This window comes from Micromonospora sp. NPDC002411 (assembly GCF_053592955.1).
Map to the genome: position 1 here is coordinate 1 of NZ_JBSFBM010000130.1, position 17343 is coordinate 17343.

General features: G+C 70.5%; 15 protein-coding genes. 10 read left to right on the forward strand and 5 right to left on the reverse strand.

The window, feature by feature from the left end:
• The 3 genes from ACWCO3_RS17065 to ACWCO3_RS17075 form a co-directional block, all read left to right on the forward strand.
• Positions 1–312, forward strand: a 312-nt coding sequence (locus tag ACWCO3_RS17065; RefSeq protein WP_450010817.1) for a hypothetical protein, incomplete at its 5' end; no start/stop codon positions are given.
• Positions 313–427: 115 nt separating this feature from the next.
• A complete protein-coding gene (locus ACWCO3_RS17070; RefSeq protein ID WP_145780443.1) occupies positions 428–2284 on the forward strand; it encodes a dynamin family protein in 1857 nt (618 codons plus the stop codon).
• Positions 2281–3741 (forward strand): P-loop NTPase family protein, encoded by a 1461-nt coding sequence (locus tag ACWCO3_RS17075; protein ID WP_145780444.1) that lies wholly within the window; start codon positions 2281–2283, stop codon positions 3739–3741. The genes ACWCO3_RS17070 and ACWCO3_RS17075 overlap by 4 nt, the downstream gene beginning before the upstream one ends.
• 47 nt (positions 3742–3788) lie before the next feature.
• Here the strand turns inward: ACWCO3_RS17075 and ACWCO3_RS17080 are convergent, their stop codons facing one another.
• Positions 3789–4079 (reverse strand): DUF1540 domain-containing protein, encoded by a 291-nt coding sequence (locus ACWCO3_RS17080; protein WP_145780445.1) that lies wholly within the window; start codon positions 4077–4079, stop codon positions 3789–3791.
• 364 nt (positions 4080–4443) lie between these two features.
• On the opposite strand from ACWCO3_RS17080, the gene ACWCO3_RS17085 reads away from it, so the two are divergent.
• A complete protein-coding gene (locus ACWCO3_RS17085) occupies positions 4444–8391 on the forward strand; it encodes a ThuA domain-containing protein (RefSeq protein WP_450010820.1) in 3948 nt (1315 codons plus the stop codon).
• A 60-nt stretch (positions 8392–8451) separates the two neighbouring features.
• Here ACWCO3_RS17085 and ACWCO3_RS17090 read toward each other — a convergent pair whose 3' ends face one another.
• Positions 8452–8913: a septum formation initiator gene (locus ACWCO3_RS17090; RefSeq protein WP_145780447.1), complete on the reverse strand. Its 462-nt coding sequence runs from the start codon at positions 8911–8913 to the stop codon at positions 8452–8454.
• 102 nt (positions 8914–9015) lie between these two features.
• Here ACWCO3_RS17090 and ACWCO3_RS17095 point away from each other — a divergent pair, with 102 nt between their 5' ends.
• The 4 genes from ACWCO3_RS17095 (at position 9016) to ACWCO3_RS17110 (ending at position 12225) form a co-directional block, all read left to right on the forward strand.
• Positions 9016–9711, forward strand: a complete 696-nt coding sequence (locus ACWCO3_RS17095; RefSeq protein ID WP_355023604.1) for a response regulator transcription factor — start codon at positions 9016–9018, stop codon at positions 9709–9711.
• On the forward strand, positions 9708–10997 hold the full coding sequence (locus tag ACWCO3_RS17100) for an ATP-binding protein (protein ID WP_450010823.1): 1290 nt from the start codon (positions 9708–9710) through the stop codon (positions 10995–10997). Before ACWCO3_RS17095 ends, ACWCO3_RS17100 begins: the two co-directional genes overlap by 4 nt.
• Before the next feature lie 28 nt (positions 10998–11025).
• Positions 11026–11580, forward strand: a complete 555-nt coding sequence (locus tag ACWCO3_RS17105) for a DUF5872 domain-containing protein (RefSeq protein ID WP_145780452.1) — start codon at positions 11026–11028, stop codon at positions 11578–11580.
• Between the two features lie 105 nt (positions 11581–11685).
• Positions 11686–12225 carry a PepSY domain-containing protein gene (locus ACWCO3_RS17110; protein ID WP_145780453.1) on the forward strand — a complete coding sequence of 180 codons (540 nt, stop codon included), beginning with the start codon at positions 11686–11688 and terminating at the stop codon, positions 12223–12225.
• A 114-nt stretch (positions 12226–12339) separates the two neighbouring features.
• Here ACWCO3_RS17110 and ACWCO3_RS17115 read toward each other — a convergent pair whose 3' ends face one another.
• A complete protein-coding gene (locus ACWCO3_RS17115) occupies positions 12340–14232 on the reverse strand; it encodes an ABC transporter ATP-binding protein (RefSeq protein ID WP_450010826.1) in 1893 nt (630 codons plus the stop codon).
• 141 nt (positions 14233–14373) lie between these two features.
• Between ACWCO3_RS17115 and ACWCO3_RS17120 the strand changes: the two genes are divergently transcribed.
• Both ACWCO3_RS17120 and ACWCO3_RS17125 read left to right on the forward strand, forming a co-directional pair.
• Entirely contained in the window at positions 14374–15207 is an 834-nt protein-coding gene (locus ACWCO3_RS17120) for an alpha/beta fold hydrolase (RefSeq protein ID WP_358164631.1), read from the forward strand.
• Between the two features lie 136 nt (positions 15208–15343).
• Positions 15344–15919: a DinB family protein gene (locus tag ACWCO3_RS17125; protein ID WP_450010828.1), complete on the forward strand. Its 576-nt coding sequence runs from the start codon at positions 15344–15346 to the stop codon at positions 15917–15919.
• A 12-nt stretch (positions 15920–15931) separates the two neighbouring features.
• Here ACWCO3_RS17125 and ACWCO3_RS17130 read toward each other — a convergent pair whose 3' ends face one another.
• Complete coding sequence (locus ACWCO3_RS17130) at positions 15932–16798, reverse strand: IS5 family transposase (RefSeq protein WP_450010832.1); 867 nt, start codon at positions 16796–16798, stop codon at positions 15932–15934.
• A gap of 101 nt (positions 16799–16899) precedes the next feature.
• Positions 16900–17343 (reverse strand): DUF222 domain-containing protein (locus tag ACWCO3_RS17135; protein WP_450010830.1); only part of this gene is annotated, 444 nt, incomplete at its 5' end.

Below are 17343 nucleotides of genomic sequence, written 5' to 3' on the forward strand. Positions count from 1 at the left end.
GGCGACCTGACCGGTGGTGTCCTGTCCGGCACCCACGGTCAACTCGGCGGGGTCGTGAACTCCCTCGGTGTCAACGACACCCTGGGTGGGCTCGGCCTCGGGCACGGCGACGGCGTCGTCGGCGGTGTGGTCCCACCGCTCGACGTGCCGTCGGCGGTGGGCGGCGTGACGCACCAGGTGGACAGCCTCCTCCCCGGTGTCACCGGCACTGTCGGTGACGTGACGGGTGGGGTCACCGACGGTGTGCTCGGCGGCGACTCGCACGCCTCGTCCGATCACGGGCTGCTGGGTATCACCGGCGGTCTGCTCTGACCCGGATCTCCGGTCGGAGCGGGGGACCGGATCGCCTCGGGCGGTCCGGTCCTCTCCGGTTCCCCACCCGGCCCCTCTTGATAATTGAGCCGAAATCCGCACACTTGGTGCGGTGATGGCCGGGATCTGGTTGGACGTGCTGGACGAGATCGCGCGCACGTGCAGTGCACACGGTCGTGCTGACCTGCTCCAGACGGTGCGGCAGAAGCGTGCCCAACTGCTGGACCCGACGCTGCGCGTCCTCGTCATCGGCGAACCGAACCAGGGCAAGAGTCAGCTGATCAACGCGATCATCAACGCCCCGGCCTGCCCGGTCGGCGACGGCCGCACGACAGTGCTGCCGACCGTCGTGCGGCACGCCGAGGCCCCGTCGGCGGTGGTCGCGCAGGCTCCGGCGCCGGCCTCGGGCCGTCCCGCCGGCGCTGCCGAGGCGGTGACCGTCGAGCGAACGCCGGTCGCGCTCAACCAGGTCGCCGCGGGCGTGGCCGGAATGGTCGGTCGTCGTCCGGGCGGCGGCCCGGCGTACGTCGAGATCGGGGTGCCACGCGCCCTCCTCGGCGCCGGGATGGTGCTGGTGGACACTCCCGGCACCGACGAGGTCGCCGGTGTCGGCGGTGCCGCCCCGGTCGCTGCTCCGGCCCGCGCGGACGTCGTGCTGCTGGTCTCCGACTCCACCCGGGAGCTGTCGGTCGCCGAGCTGAACATGGTGCTGCACGTCATGCGGTCGCACCCGAACGTGGTCGTGGTGCAGAGCAAGACCGACCTGGTGGCCGACTGGCGTGCGGTCGCCGAACGTAACCGGCAACACCTGGTGGAGGCCGGCGTCCCGGTGACGCTGATCCCGGTCTCGGCGACCCTGCGACTGCGCGCCGCCGCGGCCGACGACCGTGGCCTCAACGCCGAGTCCGGGTTTCCCGAGCTGATCGCTCGACTACAGCGCGACCTGGCCGGCAAGGCCAACCACCTGGCCCGCGCATCGGTGCAGACGGTTGCCCGGACGGTCGTGGAGCAGTTGGCCGCTCCGCTGCGCGCCGAGTTGGCGACCCAGGAGACCGAGGAGCAGTCCGGGCCGATCTCCCGGTTGCACGCGGCGCAGCGCGAGGTCGACGAGCTGCGCAGGTGTTCCACCCGCTGGCAGAACACGCTCAACGACGAGATCGGCGACCTGCTCTCCGACATCGAGTACGACCTTCGCGACCGTACGCGGGAGATCCTGCGTACGGTGGACGAGGCGTTCGACACCGCCGATCCTCTGGTGGCCTGGGACACCTTCCAGGACTGGCTGGAGAGGAGCCTGATCGAGGCGGCCGAGGCGAACCGTGAGTGGCTGATCCAGCGCTGCGACTGGATCGCCCGCCGGGTGGCCGCCAACTTCAACAGGTACGGCTACGACGTGCTGCCGGCCTGGTCGATGTCCATGCCGGACGACATCGGCGAGCGGATGCCGGAGCTGCAACGGCCGATGATCGACAGGTTCACCACCGGCCAGAAGTTGTTCACCGGTATGAAGGGCTCGTACGGCGGCATGCTGATGTTCGGTCTGGCAACCACCCTGGCCGGGATGCCGATGATCAACCCGGTCTCGGTCGGCATCGGTGCGCTCTTCGGTGGCAAGAGCATCCGTGACGAGAGCAAGCAGTTGCTCCGCCGCCGGCAGGCGACCGTCAAGACCACCATCCAGCGCCACGTCGACGACGTCTTCGTCCGGATCAGCCGAGACTGCCGGGACGCTGTCCGCCAGGTGCAGCGGATGCTGCGCGACCACTTCACGGCGCTGACCGAGGAGCTGCAGGAGGCGATCGTCCAGTCGTTCCGCAGCGCGAAGCAGGAAGCCGACACCGATGCCTCCCTTCGCGAGCAGCGACAGCGCGAGATCCGGCTGAAGATGACCCGACTGGCAGCGCTCTACGAGCAGGCACAGCAGTTGACCGGCGTACGGTCCGCCCCGCTGCTGCTGGAACCGCAGACATGACGGTGGGGCTGCGCCTGGACGAGGCGGCGTGGGGCCTGCTGCACCAGGCCATCGGTCTCTACCAGGACGACCCGCGGGTCGTGGGGCAGTTGCGCAACCAGGTGGCCCGGCTGGAGCAACCACTGCGCATCGCGGTCGCGGGCCCATGGCGATCCGGCAAGTCGACAGTGGTCAACGCGTTGATGGGTGAGGAGGTCGCACCTGTCGAGCGGGCCGACGGCGTCTTCACCTGGTACGAGGACGGCCCGGTGCCACGCGCCACCGCGTACCCGTCGGGTCAGCCTCCGCAGGAGCTGGCGGTGGTGAAGTCGGCGACCGGCCTGCGGGTGGATCTCGGCTGGGACACCGGCGATCTACGCGACATCGTCGTGCAGTGGCCGACGCGGGCGCTGCGGCAGATCACGCTCATCGACACCCCGGCGGTCAACGGTGACGTCGAGCAGGGACGGGCGTCCCTGTTGGAGCGGGTGCTGAGGGACTCGGACGCGGTGTTGTACCTGACCCGGGACGGCCGCGACAGTGATCTGCGGGTGCTGGAGGCGGCCCGCGACGGCGCCGTCGGGCAGGCCGCCCCGGTCAACGTGATCATGGTGTTGTCCAGGGCGGACGAGACCGGGGGAGGTCGGATCGACGGTCTGCTCACCGCCCGCCAGCTCGCCCGGCGGCACTACCGTGATCCGAGGGTGAGCGCGCTCAGTGTGAACGTGGTGGCGTGCAGTGGGATGCTCGGCCTGGCGGGCAGGATGCTCGGCGAGTCGGACTTCGCGGCGCTCGCGGCCCTGGCCCGCGTACCCCGGGCGGAGCTGGACGCCCACCTGATCTCGGCCGATCGCTTTCTCCGGGGCGAGCTGCCGGTCCGGCTGGACACCGAGGTACGCGTCGCGCTGCTGGACCGGTTCGGGATCTTCGGTGTCCGGCTGGCGGCCACCCTGGTCCGAAGTGGATTCGACAGCCGGGTGAAGCTCTCCGCCGAGCTGATCCGGCGCAGCGGTCTCACCGAGCTGCGCGAGTCGGTGACCCGCTGCTTCATCGACCGCCGCGACGCGCTGAAGGCCCGGTCAGCGCTGGCCGCGGTGGAGACGTTGCTGCGGGCCGAACCCACCCGGGGTTCGGACGAGTTGGTCGGCGCGGTCGAGCAGATCCTCGCGGGTGCGCACGAGTTCCGGGAGTTGCGCCTGCTGGTGGCGTTGCGTAACACCCGGCTCGGGTTCGACGCTGAGCTGGCCGACGAGGCGCAGCGGCTGGTCGGGGGCAACGGGGTGGGCCTCGCCGCCCGGCTCGGTGTCGAGCACGAGGCGACCGCGCAGCGGCTCTGGGAGGTCGCCGCCGAGGCGCAGTGGCGGTGGCGGGACCGGGCCGAGGACCCCCTGCTTCCGCTGGCGCAGCGGCGCGGGGCGCAGGTCGTCGTCCGGAGCTGCGAGGGGATGATCGCCGAGCTGGTCGCGGGCGGTCGCTGAGCTGGGACGCGGTTCGGGGGCGGCCGTCACGGCCGCCCCCCGTCTGCTCAGCTCGGTTGATACGTCTGGCAGTCGGCGATGTCCTGGCCCGGGCCGACCCGGATGGACGGTGCGTGGCACTCCAACTCGGCGTTGTGCTGGCAGTCGCTGCGCTTGCAGGCCCCGACCTGGGCGATGACGCGGTCCAGCCCGCCCTTCGCCGAGGTGTCGATGAACGTGGCGCAGCTGGCGTTCTGCTGCCCGATGGTGATGGCGAAGGCGTGGCAGCCATCGTGGTTGTAGCCGCAGTCGGTGACTGTGCACTCGTGTACCCGCGGCATCTCCAGCATGTCGGTCATCGGCGTTCTCGCTTCCGTCGGTGGTGCGGGTCATCGCAGTACCCAGCACCGACGGGACAATTCGCGCTTTCTCGGGATATTTTGGCTAGGGCAGCCTTGCCTAACCCCTGAGCGCGAACGAGCGACCGTGTGGAGGGGCTCCGATCGTTCCGGGGCCTCCACGCGCGGATCCCGGCCCGAAAACCGTTATTCGATCTTGTGTTGCACAGTCGTCCCTGACCTGCGGAGATAACGCTCTCACGGATGGTGGGAGAGTCCTTGACGCGCCCGTCACCGGGACGCAACGATGCATTCACATGTCTCGTCCCACCACCGCCTGGCGTGATCGGCGCACGCCGTCCCCGCACCGCGAAAGGACCCCACTGTGCGCAGATCCCTGAGATCGTGGCTCGGCCTCGCGCTGAGCACGATCCTCGTGGCGGGCGGCATCGTCGCCGCGCCACCCACGGCCAGCGCCGCACCGTTCACCGTCCTGGTCTTCAGCAAGACCGCCGGGTTCCGGCACGGATCCATCACCCCCGGCATCGCCGCCATCCAGCAACTCGGCGCGGCCAACGGGTTCACCGTCGAAGCCACCGAGGACGCCGCCCAGTTCACCGACGCCAACCTGGACCGGTTCGCCGCGGTGATCTGGCTGTCCACCACCGGCGACGTGCTCAACGCCGCCCAGCAGGCCGCGTTCGAGCGCTACATCACCGGCGGCGGCGGGTACGTCGGCGTGCACTCCGCCTCCGACACCGAGTACGACTGGCCGTGGTACGGCGGGCTGGTCGGGGCGTACTTCGCCTCGCACCCGGCCGAGCAGACCGTCACCGTCAAGGTCGCCGACCAGGTGCACCCGTCCACCGCGGGGTTGCCGCAGCGGTGGAGCCGGTTCGACGAGCTGTACAACTACCGGACCAACCCCCGGGGCAACGTGCACGTGCTGGCCACGCTGGACGAGACCACCTACACCGGCGGCAGCATGGGGGCCGATCACCCGATCTCCTGGTGCCAGAACTACTCCGGCGGCCGAGCCTGGTACACCGGCCTGGGCCACACCGACGCGTCGTACAGCGAGGCGAGCTTCCGCCAGCACCTGCTCGGCGGCATCAGGACCGCGGCGGGGGAGGTCGACGCCGACTGCGGTGGCACCGTCAACAGCAGCTTCCAACAGGTGGAGCTGGCCAAGGGCGCGGCCGAGACCGGTGAGCCGATGAGCCTCACCGTCCTGCCCGACCGGGGCGTACTGCACACCTCCCGCAACGGCGTGATCCGGCACACCGACGCCAACGGCAACACCAAAATCGCCGCCACCCTGCCGGTCTACACCGGCGACGAGGAGGGCCTGCAGGGCATCAAGGCCGACCCCAACTTCGCCACCAACCGCTGGGTGTACGCGTTCTACGCCCCACCACTGAGCACACCCGGTGGTGGCGCACCGGCCACCGGCACCCCGGCCGACTTCGCCGTCTGGGAGGGCGTCAACCGGCTCGCCCGGTTCACCGTCAACGCGGACAACACCATCAACCTGGCCAGCGAGACGCTGATCCTCAATGTGCCGACCAGCCGGGGCATGTGCTGCCACGTCGGCGGTGACATGGACTTCGACGCGGCGGGCAACCTCTACCTGTCCACCGGCGACGACACCAACCCGTTCGACTCGGCCGGCTTCACCCCGATCGACGAGCGCGCCGGACGCAACCCGGCGTTCGACGCGCAGCGCACCTCGGCGAACAGCAACGACCTGCGCGGCAAGGTGCTCCGGATCAAGCCGAGCGCGGCCGGCGGCTACACCATCCCGTCCGGCAACATGTTCGCCCCGGGCACCGCGCGGACCCGTCCGGAGATCTACGCGATGGGCTTCCGCAACCCGTTCCGGATGAGCGTGGACAAAGCCACCGGCATCGTTTACCTCGGCGACTACGGTCCGGACGCGGGCACCGCCGACCCGAACCGGGGCCCGGCGGGCAACGTCGAGTTCGCCCGCATCGACCGGCCCGGCTTCTACGGCTGGCCCTACTGCACCGCCCGCAACGACGCGTACAACGACTACACCTTCCCGTCCGGACCGTCCGGGGCGAAGTTCAACTGCGCGGGCGGGCCGGTGAACAACTCACCCAACAACACCGGCATCACCCAGCTCCCGCCGGCCGTCCCGGCCTGGTTGCCGTACGGCGGCTCCGGTTCGCCGCCGGAGTTCACCGGTGGCGGCCTGTCGCCGATGGGTGGCCCGGTCTACCGGTACGACCGCACCAGCACCTCGCCCGTGGCGTTCCCCGAGTACTACGACGGGACCTACTTCGCCGGTGAGTTCGGTCGCCGCTGGATCAAGAACATCAAGCTCGACTCGACCGGCCAACCACTGAAGATCAACCCCTTCCCGTGGACCGGCACCCAGGTGATGGACATGGAGTTCGGCCCCGACGGCGCGCTCTACGTCCTCGACTACGGCACCGGCTGGTTCAACGGCGACGCGAACTCGGCGCTCTACCGCATCGAGTACGCCCGCGAGGGCCGGGCGCCCGTCGCGAAGGTGTCCGCCACCCCGACCAGTGGCACCGCGCCGCTGACCGTGGCCTTCTCCTCCGCAGGCACCCTCGACCCGGACGGGGACCCGTTCACCTACGCCTGGGACTTCGACAACAACGGCACCACCGACTCGACGGCGGCGAACCCGAGCTTCACGTACACCACCAACGGGACCCGCAGCCCGACGTTGACGGTCCGGGACACCACCGGCAAGACGGCGACCGCGAGCGTGGTGGTCACGGTCGGCAACAGCGCCCCGGTGGTCACCGTGAACACCCCGTTGAACGGGCAGACCTTCACCTTCGGGGACGCGGTGCCGTTCACCGTCACCGTCACCGACGCCCAGGACGGTGCGATCAACTGCACCCGGGTCAAGGTGAACTACGTCCTCGGCCACGACTCGCACGGCCACCAGCTCGGCAGTGTGCAGGGCTGCTCCGGGGTCATCCAGACCTCGGCCGACGGCGAGCACGACACCGCGGCGAACATCTTCGGCATCATCGACGCCGAATACACCGACCTGGGCGGCGGTGGTCAGCCCGCGCTGACCACGCACACCCAGGCCGTCCTGCAACCTCGGGTACGGCAGGCCGAGCACTTCGGTGACTCGTCCGGCGTCCAGATCGTGGCGGGTGCGGCCGGGCACGGCGGCGCGGCGGTCGGCTACATCGACAACAACGACTGGATCTCGTTCCGCCCGTACAACCTGACCGGCGTCCAGTCGTTCAGTGCCCGGGTCGGCGCGCCGGCCGGCGGCGGTGGCACGTTGGAGCTGCGGGTGGACTCGCCCACCGGCCCGCTGGTCGGCTCGGCCACCGTCACCTCCACCGGCGGGTACGCCACCTTCGCCACTGTCACCGGAGGGATCACCGCTCTCACCGGCACCCGGACCCTGTTCCTGGTCTTCAAGGGCACTGGCCCGTACTTCGACATCGACGAGTTCACCCTCTCCACCAGCCCCGGCGGACCGGGGCCGGACCCGGACCCCGACCCGGATCCCGAGCCGGGTGCGAACCTGGCCCGGGGCAAGCCGGCGCGAGCGTCCAGCTTCGAGGGCGCGTACGGCGCGGCCAACGCGTTCGACGGCGTGGCCGGCACCCGCTGGGGCAGCGCGTTCAGTGATCCGCAGTGGATCGACGTGGACCTCGGTGCCACCTACGCGATCAACCGGGTCAAGCTGACCTGGGAGGCGGCGTACGGCAGCGGCTACCAGATCCAGACCTCCCCGGACGGCGTCAACTTCACCACGATCCGCACGGTGACCGGCGGCGACGGCGGAGTGGACGACCTGACCGGGCTCACCGGCTCCGGCCGGTACGTCCGACTCCTCGGCACCACCCGGGGCACCGCCTGGGGCTACTCGCTGTTCGAGTTCGAGGTGTACGGCGGCACCGGCGGCCCGACCGGACCGACGGGCAACCTGCTCCTGAACAAGCCGACGACGACGTCCAGCAACGAGGGCGTCGACGTGACGGGCGCCCAGGCGGTCGACGGCAGCCTCACCACCCGCTGGTCGAGCACCTTCTCCGACCCGCAGTGGATCCGCGTCGACCTCGGCAGCCCGACCGCGATCGGTCGGGTCAAGCTGAGCTGGGAGGCGGCGTACAGCAGCGCGTACCAGATCCAGACCTCGAACGACGGCACCACCTGGACCACTGTGAAGTCGGTGACCGGCGGCGACGGCGGAGTGGACGAACACACAGCGCTCAACGCCAACGGTCGCTATCTGCGGATCAACGGCACCGCCCGGGGCACCGGCTACGGCCATTCGCTCTGGGAGGTGGAGGCGTACACCAGCTGAACCACCACCACCGACGTGGCCGGCACGGGTCTCCGTGCCGGCCACGTCCGTCCCCGCGGGTCAGTCGTCGGCGACGGACACCGGCTCCGAGCCGATGCAGCGCACCTTCAACTCGTACTCCCGGGTCGGCCCCTGGAACGTGACCTCGACGTCGTCGTCCGGGCCCCGGTCCACGTCCCGGACCCGGTAGCCCTGGGCGGGGGCCCAGGACACGAGGCGTACGCCGCCGGTGCCGCACTCGGCCACGGCCGTGCCGCCGTCGGTGGCGAACCCCCGGCGGACCCCGGAGCTGGCGCTCGGCGCGGCGCTCGTGCCCGGTGCGGTGGAGGCGGCACCGGTCGTGCCGGTGGGCACCGGTTCCGGTGCGGCGAGCGCCCGCTCGATCTCGGCTTCGCTGCGCACCCCGCCCGGGGTGCCGGTGATGCTCTCGCCCACCAACCGGATCGCGCCCAACCCGATCAGGGTTGCCGCGGCGGCGGTGGCCACCCACCCGGTGGCGACGAGGATCGAACGACGGCCCATGCTCCGACTATCCCCGATCAATCGTTGTCGTCGGCACATGCGGAGGCTAAGGCACGGTTAACGTGCGTCTCGCCGGCAGCGGAAGCGGTTAGCCTGCCACCTGTGGCCCGCCTGCTGCTCATCGAGGACGACCTGACCATCCGTACCCCGCTGATCCGTGCCCTCCGGGAACGCGGCCATGCGGTGGCCGCGGCCTCGACCGCGATGGCCGGGCTCCGCGACGCGCTGGAGGACCGGCCCGACCTCGTCGTGCTCGACCTGGGCCTGCCCGACCTGGACGGGCGTGAACTGCTGCGGATGCTGCGCGCGGTCAGCTCGGTACCGGTGATCGTGGCCACCGCGCGCGACGACGAGACCGAGATCGTGCGGGTGCTCGACGCGGGCGCCGACGACTACGTGGTCAAGCCGTTCACCGCGGCGCAGCTTGACGCGCGCGCCCGGGCGGTGCTGCGCCGGGGCCCAGCCGGCGCCGACGCGCAGGAGGCGGCGCTCGTCGTCGGTGGGCTCCGCGTCGACCCCCGGGCCCGGCAGGTCACCCTGGACGGGGTGACTGTCGAGCTGACCCCCCGCGAGTTCGACCTGCTGCACCACCTGGCCGGCCGACCCGGCCAGGTGGTCACCAAACGTGAGCTGCTCACTGAGGTCTGGCAGATCCCGTACGGGGGCGCGGACAAGACCGTCGACGTGCACCTGTCCTGGTTGCGTCGCAAGTTGGGGGAGAACGCACAGCAGCCTCGCTACCTGCACACCGTGCGCGGGGTCGGGGTCCGCCTCGAAGCGCCGGCGGCGCAGCCGTGAGGGCACGTCTCGCGCTGCTGGTCGCCGCGGTCAGCGTGCTCACCCTCGTCGCGTTCCTGGTGCCGCTGGCGTTGCTGGTCCGTACCGTCGCGGAGGACCGGGCCACCGTCCGGGCCACCGCCGACGCGCAGAGCCTGGTGCCGGTGGTCGGCACCGCCGACGCGGCGACCATCCGGCTCACCGTGGAGCAGCTCGCGGCGGAGTCCGGACGGCCGGTGAGCGTCTTCCTGCCGGACGGGACGGTGCTCGGCGCGCAGACCCCTCGTACCCCGGCGGTGGCGCTGGCCGCGCGCGGGCAGAGCCTCACCGGGGAGTCGGCGGACGGCCGTGAGGTGGTCATCGCCGTGCAGGGTCGGGCGGACGGCACCGGCGTGATCCGGATCGCGGTGCCGCAGCACGAGTTGACCGCCGGGGTCACCAGGGCCTGGTTGGTACTGGCGCTGCTCGGCGTGATCCTCGTGCTGATCGGGTTGCTGGTCGCCGACCGGTTGGCGCGCACCCTGGTCCGCCCGATCAGCGACCTCTCCGCCGTCTCCCACCGTCTGGCCAACGCCGAGTTGGACGCCCGGGTCATCCCCGCCGGCCCGCCCGAGCTGCGCGAGGTGGCCGGCGCGCTCAACCATCTCGCCACCCGCATCCAGGTGCTCCTGGTCCAGGAGCGCGAACAGGTCGCCGACCTGTCGCACCAGTTGCGTACCCCGCTGACGGCACTGCGGCTGGAGGCGGAGTCGTTGCGCGACCCGGACGACGCCGCCCGGATCACCGCGGCGGCCGACGGTCTCGAACGCGCGGTCACCGGGCTGATCCGACAGGCCCGGTGGCGTCACTCACCGGCGGCCCAGCCGGCCGTGGCGGACGCGGCGGCGATCGTCGCCGACCGGGTCGCGTTCTGGTCGGTGCTGGCCGAGGACACCGGTCGGGCCGTCACCCTCGATCTGGCCTCCGGCCCCCTCCCGGTCGGTGTGGCCGCCGACCATCTGACGGCGGCCGTGGACGCGCTGCTCGGCAACGTCTTCGCGCACACCCCCGACGGCACGCCGTTCGCCGTCGGGCTCGCCCGCGACGCCGGGGAGGTGGTCCTCACCGTCGCCGACGAGGGTCCGGGCATGCCGGCCGGTGCGGTCCAGCGAGGCGCGAGCGCGGCCGGGTCGACCGGTCTCGGCCTGGACATCGCCCGCCGCGCCGCGCAGGCCGCCGGCGGTCGCCTGGACCTGCGTGCCGGTCCGGGCGGCGGGGCGCAGGTGCTGCTGCGGCTCGGGCCGCCGGTGTCGTTGCCGGAGGCATAGCCGCCGCGGTGCCGGGTAGCTGCCAGTCATGGCGCGGTATACGAAACCCGAGCTCAGAGAGCAGATCAAGGAAGAAATCAAGGCTTCCGACAAGGGCGGCAGGCCGGGGCAGTGGTCGGCGCGAAAGTCGCAACTGGTCACGCAGGAGTACAAGAGGCGCGGCGGGGGATTCCTGGGCCAGAAGGACGATCGGCAGAAGGCTCTGCAGCGCTGGGGCAACGAGAAGTGGCAGACGAAGGAGGGTGACACCCGAGCGCGCAAGGGCGGCACGACGAGCCGTTACCTGCCCAAGAAGGCCTGGGACGAGATGTCGGAGAGCCAGAAGCGCGCTACCGACACCAAGAAGCGCGAAGCGTCCCGGACCGGTAAGCAGTACGTGGCCAACACCGGGCCGGCCAAACGAGCGCGGCGAGACGCCACGACGGCCGGCCAGATGACAGAGATGTCGGTAACCGAGGCGGTCAAGCTGGTCCGCGGCCTGGACACGCGACAGCTCAAGACCGCCCTGCGTAACGAACGAGCCAGCAAGGACCGCAAGACGCTCGTCCAGCGGCTCGAAGCGGAACTCAACCGGCGGGGCTGACCCGGCCGTCGACGCCTTAACCGGGCCTTAGTGTTCGGACAGCGCGCTGCTATCCCAGTTCAGCCGATCCTCGAAGTCGACAACCGAGGAAAGGTGGACACCACGATGAAGCGCACCAATCTGCTTCTGGCGTCGGTCGGCGGTTCGGCGGTGCTGGCGGTGGCCGGGGTCGCGCTGGGCGTCAACGCCGCGAACGACTCGCGGTCGGGCGGCACGACCCTCGCCGCGGCGACCGTCGCCCCGACGCCCACGGACGCGCCCGGTGCCAGCGGTTCGCCGTCGGCCAGCGGTTCGCCGTCGGCCGACACCCCATCGGGTACGCCGTCGAGCGGCGCTCCGTCGAGCGGTCCGCCGGCCGGTGGTGCTCCGGCTGGCGGCGCGGTCGACGAGAAGCGGGCCGGTGAGATCGCGCTCGCCAAGGCCGGTGGCGGTCAGATCACCGAGGTCGAGGCCGAGCAGGAGAACGGCCGGCCGGTGTGGAGCGTCGAGATCGTCGCGGGCGACACCGAGCACGAGGTGGACGTCGACCGGGACAACGGCTCGGTGGTCAAGGCTGAGCAGGAGCCGGTCGACGACGCCGACGACAAGGACGACGACGCCGACGACAAGGACGACGACGCGGACGACAAGGACGACGACGACTGACCGTCTGATGCCGTCGCCCGCCCTGGGGCTCATTCAGGGCGGGCGACTGGTCGTTCGCCGCCCGCCCTGGTGCTCGCTCCGGGTGGGCGGCGGCAGGGCTTCGGGCGGGCTGGCTCAGACGGCGACGCGTTGCTCCTGGACGGCCGGCTGGTCCTGGGCGAACTGGGTGCTGTACAACTCCTGGTACCGGCCACCGGCGGCGAGCAGGTCGCTGTGCCGCCCCCGTTCGACGATCTGCCCGTCCTCGACGACGAGGATCTGATCGGCTGCCCGGATGGTGGAGAGCCGGTGCGCGATGACAACGCTCGTCCGGCCGGTCAGGGCTTCGGCGAGAGCATCCTGGACCGCCGCCTCCGAGGTGGAGTCGAGATGCGCTGTCGCCTCGTCGAGGATGACCACGCGCGGGCGGGCCAGCAGCAGCCGCGCGATGGTGAGCCGCTGCCGCTCACCGCCCGACAATCGGTAACCGCGTTCCCCGACGACGGTGTCGAGCCCGTCCGGGAGCGAGCGGATCAGCTCGTCGAGCCGGGCCCGCCGCAGCACGTCCCACATCTCGTCCTCGGTCGCGTCCGGGCGAGCGAACACCAGGTTGGCGCGGATGCTCTCGTGGAAGAGGTGCCCGTCCTGCGTCACCACGCCCAACGCCGTCCGGATCGATTCGGCCGACAGGTCGCGTACGTCGACGTCGGCGAGCTTCACCGCACCGTCCTCGACGTCGTACAGGCGTGGCACGAGCTGCGCGATGGTCGACTTGCCCGCCCCGGAGGAGCCGACGAGCGCGACCATCTGCCCCGCCTCGGCGCGGAACGACACACCGTGCAGCACTTCCTCGCCGCCGCGCGTGTCGAGCTTCGCCACGTCCTCCAGGGACGCGAGCGACACCTTGTCCGCCGACGGGTAGCCGAACCGTACGCCGTCGAACTCCACAGCGACCGGTCCCTCGGGGAGGGGCCGGGCGTCGGCCTTGTCGAGGATCAGCGGCTTGAGGTCCAGGACCTCGAACACCCGCTCGAAGCTCACCAGCGCGCTCATCACCTCGACCCGGGCGCTGGCCAGCGACGTCAACGGCGCGTACAGGCGCGACAGGAGCAGTGCGAGGGCGACCACGGTCCCGGCGTCGAGGCTGCCCCGTAGGGCGTAGAGGCCGCCCAGCCCGTACACCAGAGCCAGCGCCAGCGAGCCGACAACGGTGAGCGCGGTGATGAAGACCCACTGGAGCATTGCGGTACGGACGCCGATGTCGCGGACCCGTCGGGCCCGTGCGGCGAACTCGGCGGACTCCTCGGCCGGCCGCCCGTACAGCTTGACCAGCGTGGCGCCGGGCGCGGAGAACCGTTCCGTCATGCGGGTACTCATGGCGGCGTTGTGCTCGGCGGCCTCCCGCTGCAACCGGGCGAGCTTCGACCCCATGCGTCGGGCGGGTAGCACGAAGATGGGCAGCAGGATGAGCGCCAGCACCGTGATCTGCCACGAGAAGGTGAGCATCACGGCCAACGTCAGGATCAGCGTGACGGTGTTGCCGACCACGCTCGACAGCGTGTCGCTGAAGGCGCGCTGCGCGCCGATCACGTCGTTGTTCAACCGACTGACCAGCGCACCCGTGCGGGTCCGGGTGAAGAACGCGACGGGCATGCGTTGGACGTGGTCGAAGACCGCCGTCCGGAGCTGCACGATCAGCCCCTCACCGATGCTCGCGGACAGGAACCGCGTCACCAGACCCAGGCCGGCCTCGGCGAGCGCGATCAGGGCGATCAGCACCGCCAGCCGGATCACGACGTTGCTGTCGGCGCCGTCCACGATCGCGTCGACCACCCGCCCGGCGAGAATCGGCGCCGCGACCGTGAGGACGGCTGTCACCACGCTCAACAACAGGAACCTGACGATCAGCGGACGGTGTGGCCGCGCGAACTGCGCGATGCGCTTCAACGTGACGCGGGACAGCGGGCGCTCGTCCCGTGCGTTCATCGCGTGGTGCAGGGACGTCCACGCGGCAAATTCCATGCTCATGCATTACCTCCGATATCGGAGGTTAGGACCTCATCCGAGCTTGAGGTCAAGTCATTTCGCCGGGCGGGGATGCGCGCCGACCTCCGACCCGACCGTTCCGCGCAGACAAGCGGGCCCACCCGAGCCGCCATACTGTCGGTCATGGACGTGCGCGGCGACGACGGGTGCCGCCTGTGGGTCGAACAGGCCGGCACGGGGCCGCCGCTGGTGCTCTGTCACGGCGGTCCGGGCCTCTGGGACTATCTCGGCCCGCTGGCCCGGCTGCTCGACGGGCACGCCCGTACCATCCGCTGGGACCAGCGCGGGTGCGGACGCTCGCAGCGGCGCGGACCGTATCGCCTCGGCCGCTTCGTGGCCGACCTCGACGCGGTACGAGACCAGGTGGCCGGACCGCGAACGGCTGTGTTGGGTCACTCGTGGGGTGCACACCTCGCGTTGCGGTACGCCATCGAACACCCCGAGCGAGTCAGCCATCTGATCTACGTCTCCGGGACCGGGATCGACCCCGATCACGGCTGGCACCCGCACTACAAGCGGAACCTGAGGCTGCGGCTCGGGCCTCAGCTGGACCGGTGGGAGGCCCTCAGCGCCCACGCCCGCACACCTGCGGAGGAACGTGAGCGGGCGGTACTCCAGTGGTCGGTCGACTTCGCCGAGCAGGGCACCGCACTACACCACGCGGAGAGGATGGCCACGCCATGGCTGGGCATCAACCACGAGTGCAACCAGGCCCTCAACGCGGAGTTCAGGCAGGAGCTCAGCAACTCCGACATGGCCGGGCGGTGCCGGGCGCTGGACCTGCCCGTGCTGATCATCTGTGGCACCGAGGACATTCGTCCCCGCTGGGCCGTCGACTCGTTGCACCACGCGTTGGCCAACAGCCGACGTGTGAGCCTTGCCGGAGCCGGCCATCTGCCGTGGGTCGAGAAACCGGACGACTTCCGTCGAGCGGTGACTGACTTCCTGAAGCAATAGGGCCGCCAGAATCTGAGCCGCTGACCGTGGCTCCCAGATCCGCGAAAGCGCCGATCCAAGGGGCTGTCCTACCGATCATGAGCTCTGCGAATCGTCCGGGGCAGCGCGACATCCAACCGGATGCCATAGTGCCGCGATGAAGGCGGACCTGCACAGTTACTTGAAGGGCGGCCGCGACGCGCTGCTGTGGAAGCTCGACGGGCTCAGCGAATACGACATTCGCCGCCCGTTAACCCGGACCGCTACCAACTTGCTCGGTCTGGTGAAGCACTCGGCGGCCATGGAGATCCTCTACTTCGGCGTCGTGTTCGGCCGGCCGTTCGAGCAGGAGCTGCCGTACGTCGGCGACGGAGCAGAAACCAATGCCGACATGTGGGCGACCGCGGATGAAACCCGCGAGGAGGTCGTCGCACTGTACCGTCGCGCGATCGCCCACGCCGACACCACCATTGCAGCTCTTGCGCTGGATGAGGTAGGCCGCGTGCCGTGGTGGGGCGATGCAGCGGTCACGTTGCACCACGTCGTGGTCCACGTCATCGCGGAAACACAACGGCACGCCGGCCACGCTGACATCGTGCGCGAACTCATCGACGGCGCGGCCGGACTGCTGCCCAGGAACGGCAATCTGCCCCCCGCCGACGAGTCATGGTGGCTGGACTACCGCCAGCGAGTGGAGCAGGCTGCCCTCGATGCCAGCAAACGCAGCAACTAGGTTCTCTGTCGATCATGGAAGCCAGATGATGGCGGCGATGAGGACGAGGCTGGCGCGGTAGAGGGATGTGCGTTTGGCGTATCGGGTGGCCAGGTCACGCCACTGCTTGAGCCGGTTGAAGCAGCGTTCCACGACGTTGCGCCTGCGGTAGACCGCCTTGTCGAAGGCCGGTGGTCGCCCGCCCGCGCTGCCCTTGGCGGCCCGGCGGGCGACCTGGTCCGACCGTTCGGGGACGACGTGCCGGATCCCTCGCTGCCGCAGGGCTCGACGCGTCGAGTCATGCGCATAGCCCTTGTCGGCGATCAGCACCTCGGGGCGCTTGCGGGGCCGGCCGGGTCCGGGTTCGTTGACCCGGATCGCGTCGAGCAACGCCAGTAGTTGGGGGTTGTCGCCGGCCTGGCCCGGGGTGAGCAGGATCGACATCGACCGACCACGACCGTCGACGGCGAGGTGGATCTTCGTGCTCAGCCCTTCACGGGATCGGCCGATGGCCTCACCATCTTGCGCACCAGGTGTCGCCGCACTTGTCGCAGAGCCCCTTTTTTTGCGGGCGCCAGCGGCATGCTGGTGCGCCCGCACGATCGACGAGTCGATGCTGATCGTCCACTGCACCGGTGTGCCGTCGTCGTGGACTTGCGCCGCGGCCAGGATCCGATCCCACGTGCCGTCGGCCGTCCAGCGACGCAGCCGTTCGTGGCAGGTCTTCCACGGCCCAAAGCGATCCGGCAGGTCACGCCACGGCGCACCCGTGCGCAGCTTCCACATAATCCCGTTGATCACCTGCCGAGGATCCTGCCACCACCCCCGAGCACCGCCCGGTTCCGGCAACAGCGGCGCGATTACCGCCCACGCCTCATCGGTCAACTCACCACGACGCACCACCGGCACATCGTCAGCGATCAACCACTACAAGATCGGCAGGACACGCCCTAGACGGACTGGCTCGTCGACCGGCAGGCTGCCAGTCTTCGTGGGCCCTTCTACGTTCGTCGGTGGTAGTGGTTGCGGCGCGGAATTTGGTCGGGGTCGAGCCAGGCCGGTGGCACGAACTCCGGATTGCCGTCGTCGCCGAGCCGCACCGTCCACTCGCTGTGGTGGATGTGCCGGTGGTGGTGGCCGCAGAGCAGCACGGCGTTGTCGAGGCTGGTCGGGCCGCCGTCGGCCCAGTGGTGGATGTGGTGGGCGGCGCACCAGCGCGGCGGCCGGTCGCAGCCCGGGAACGCACAACCGCCGTCGCGCAGCACCAGAGCCCGACGCAGCGGCCCGGTGACGAGTCGACGTTGTCGACCGACGTCGAGGACCTGGCCTGCGCCGCCGAGGACGGCGGGCAGGATGGTGGCGTCGCAGGCCAGTCGGCGCACCGTGTCGGGGGTGAGCTGCAGGCCGATGTCCAGTGCGCCGCTGCCTAGCTGCCGGGTCAGCCC

What these genes read in the sequence shown, in the direction of transcription:
- ACWCO3_RS17070 (WP_145780443.1), top strand. Translation starts at nt 428, where the DNA reads ATGGCCGGGATCTGGTTGGACGTGCTGGACGAGATCGCGCGCACGTGC.
- ACWCO3_RS17075 (WP_145780444.1), top strand. Translation starts at nt 2,281, where the DNA reads ATGACGGTGGGGCTGCGCCTGGACGAGGCGGCGTGGGGCCTGCTGCAC.
- ACWCO3_RS17080 (WP_145780445.1), bottom strand. Translation starts at nt 4,079, where the DNA reads ATGACCGACATGCTGGAGATGCCGCGGGTACACGAGTGCACAGTCACC.
- ACWCO3_RS17090 (WP_145780447.1), bottom strand. Translation starts at nt 8,913, where the DNA reads ATGGGCCGTCGTTCGATCCTCGTCGCCACCGGGTGGGTGGCCACCGCC.
- ACWCO3_RS17105 (WP_145780452.1), top strand. Translation starts at nt 11,026, where the DNA reads ATGGCGCGGTATACGAAACCCGAGCTCAGAGAGCAGATCAAGGAAGAA.
- ACWCO3_RS17110 (WP_145780453.1), top strand. Translation starts at nt 11,686, where the DNA reads ATGAAGCGCACCAATCTGCTTCTGGCGTCGGTCGGCGGTTCGGCGGTG.
- ACWCO3_RS17115 (WP_450010826.1), bottom strand. Translation starts at nt 14,232, where the DNA reads ATGAGCATGGAATTTGCCGCGTGGACGTCCCTGCACCACGCGATGAAC.
- ACWCO3_RS17120 (WP_358164631.1), top strand. Translation starts at nt 14,374, where the DNA reads ATGGACGTGCGCGGCGACGACGGGTGCCGCCTGTGGGTCGAACAGGCC.
- ACWCO3_RS17125 (WP_450010828.1), top strand. Translation starts at nt 15,344, where the DNA reads ATGAAGGCGGACCTGCACAGTTACTTGAAGGGCGGCCGCGACGCGCTG.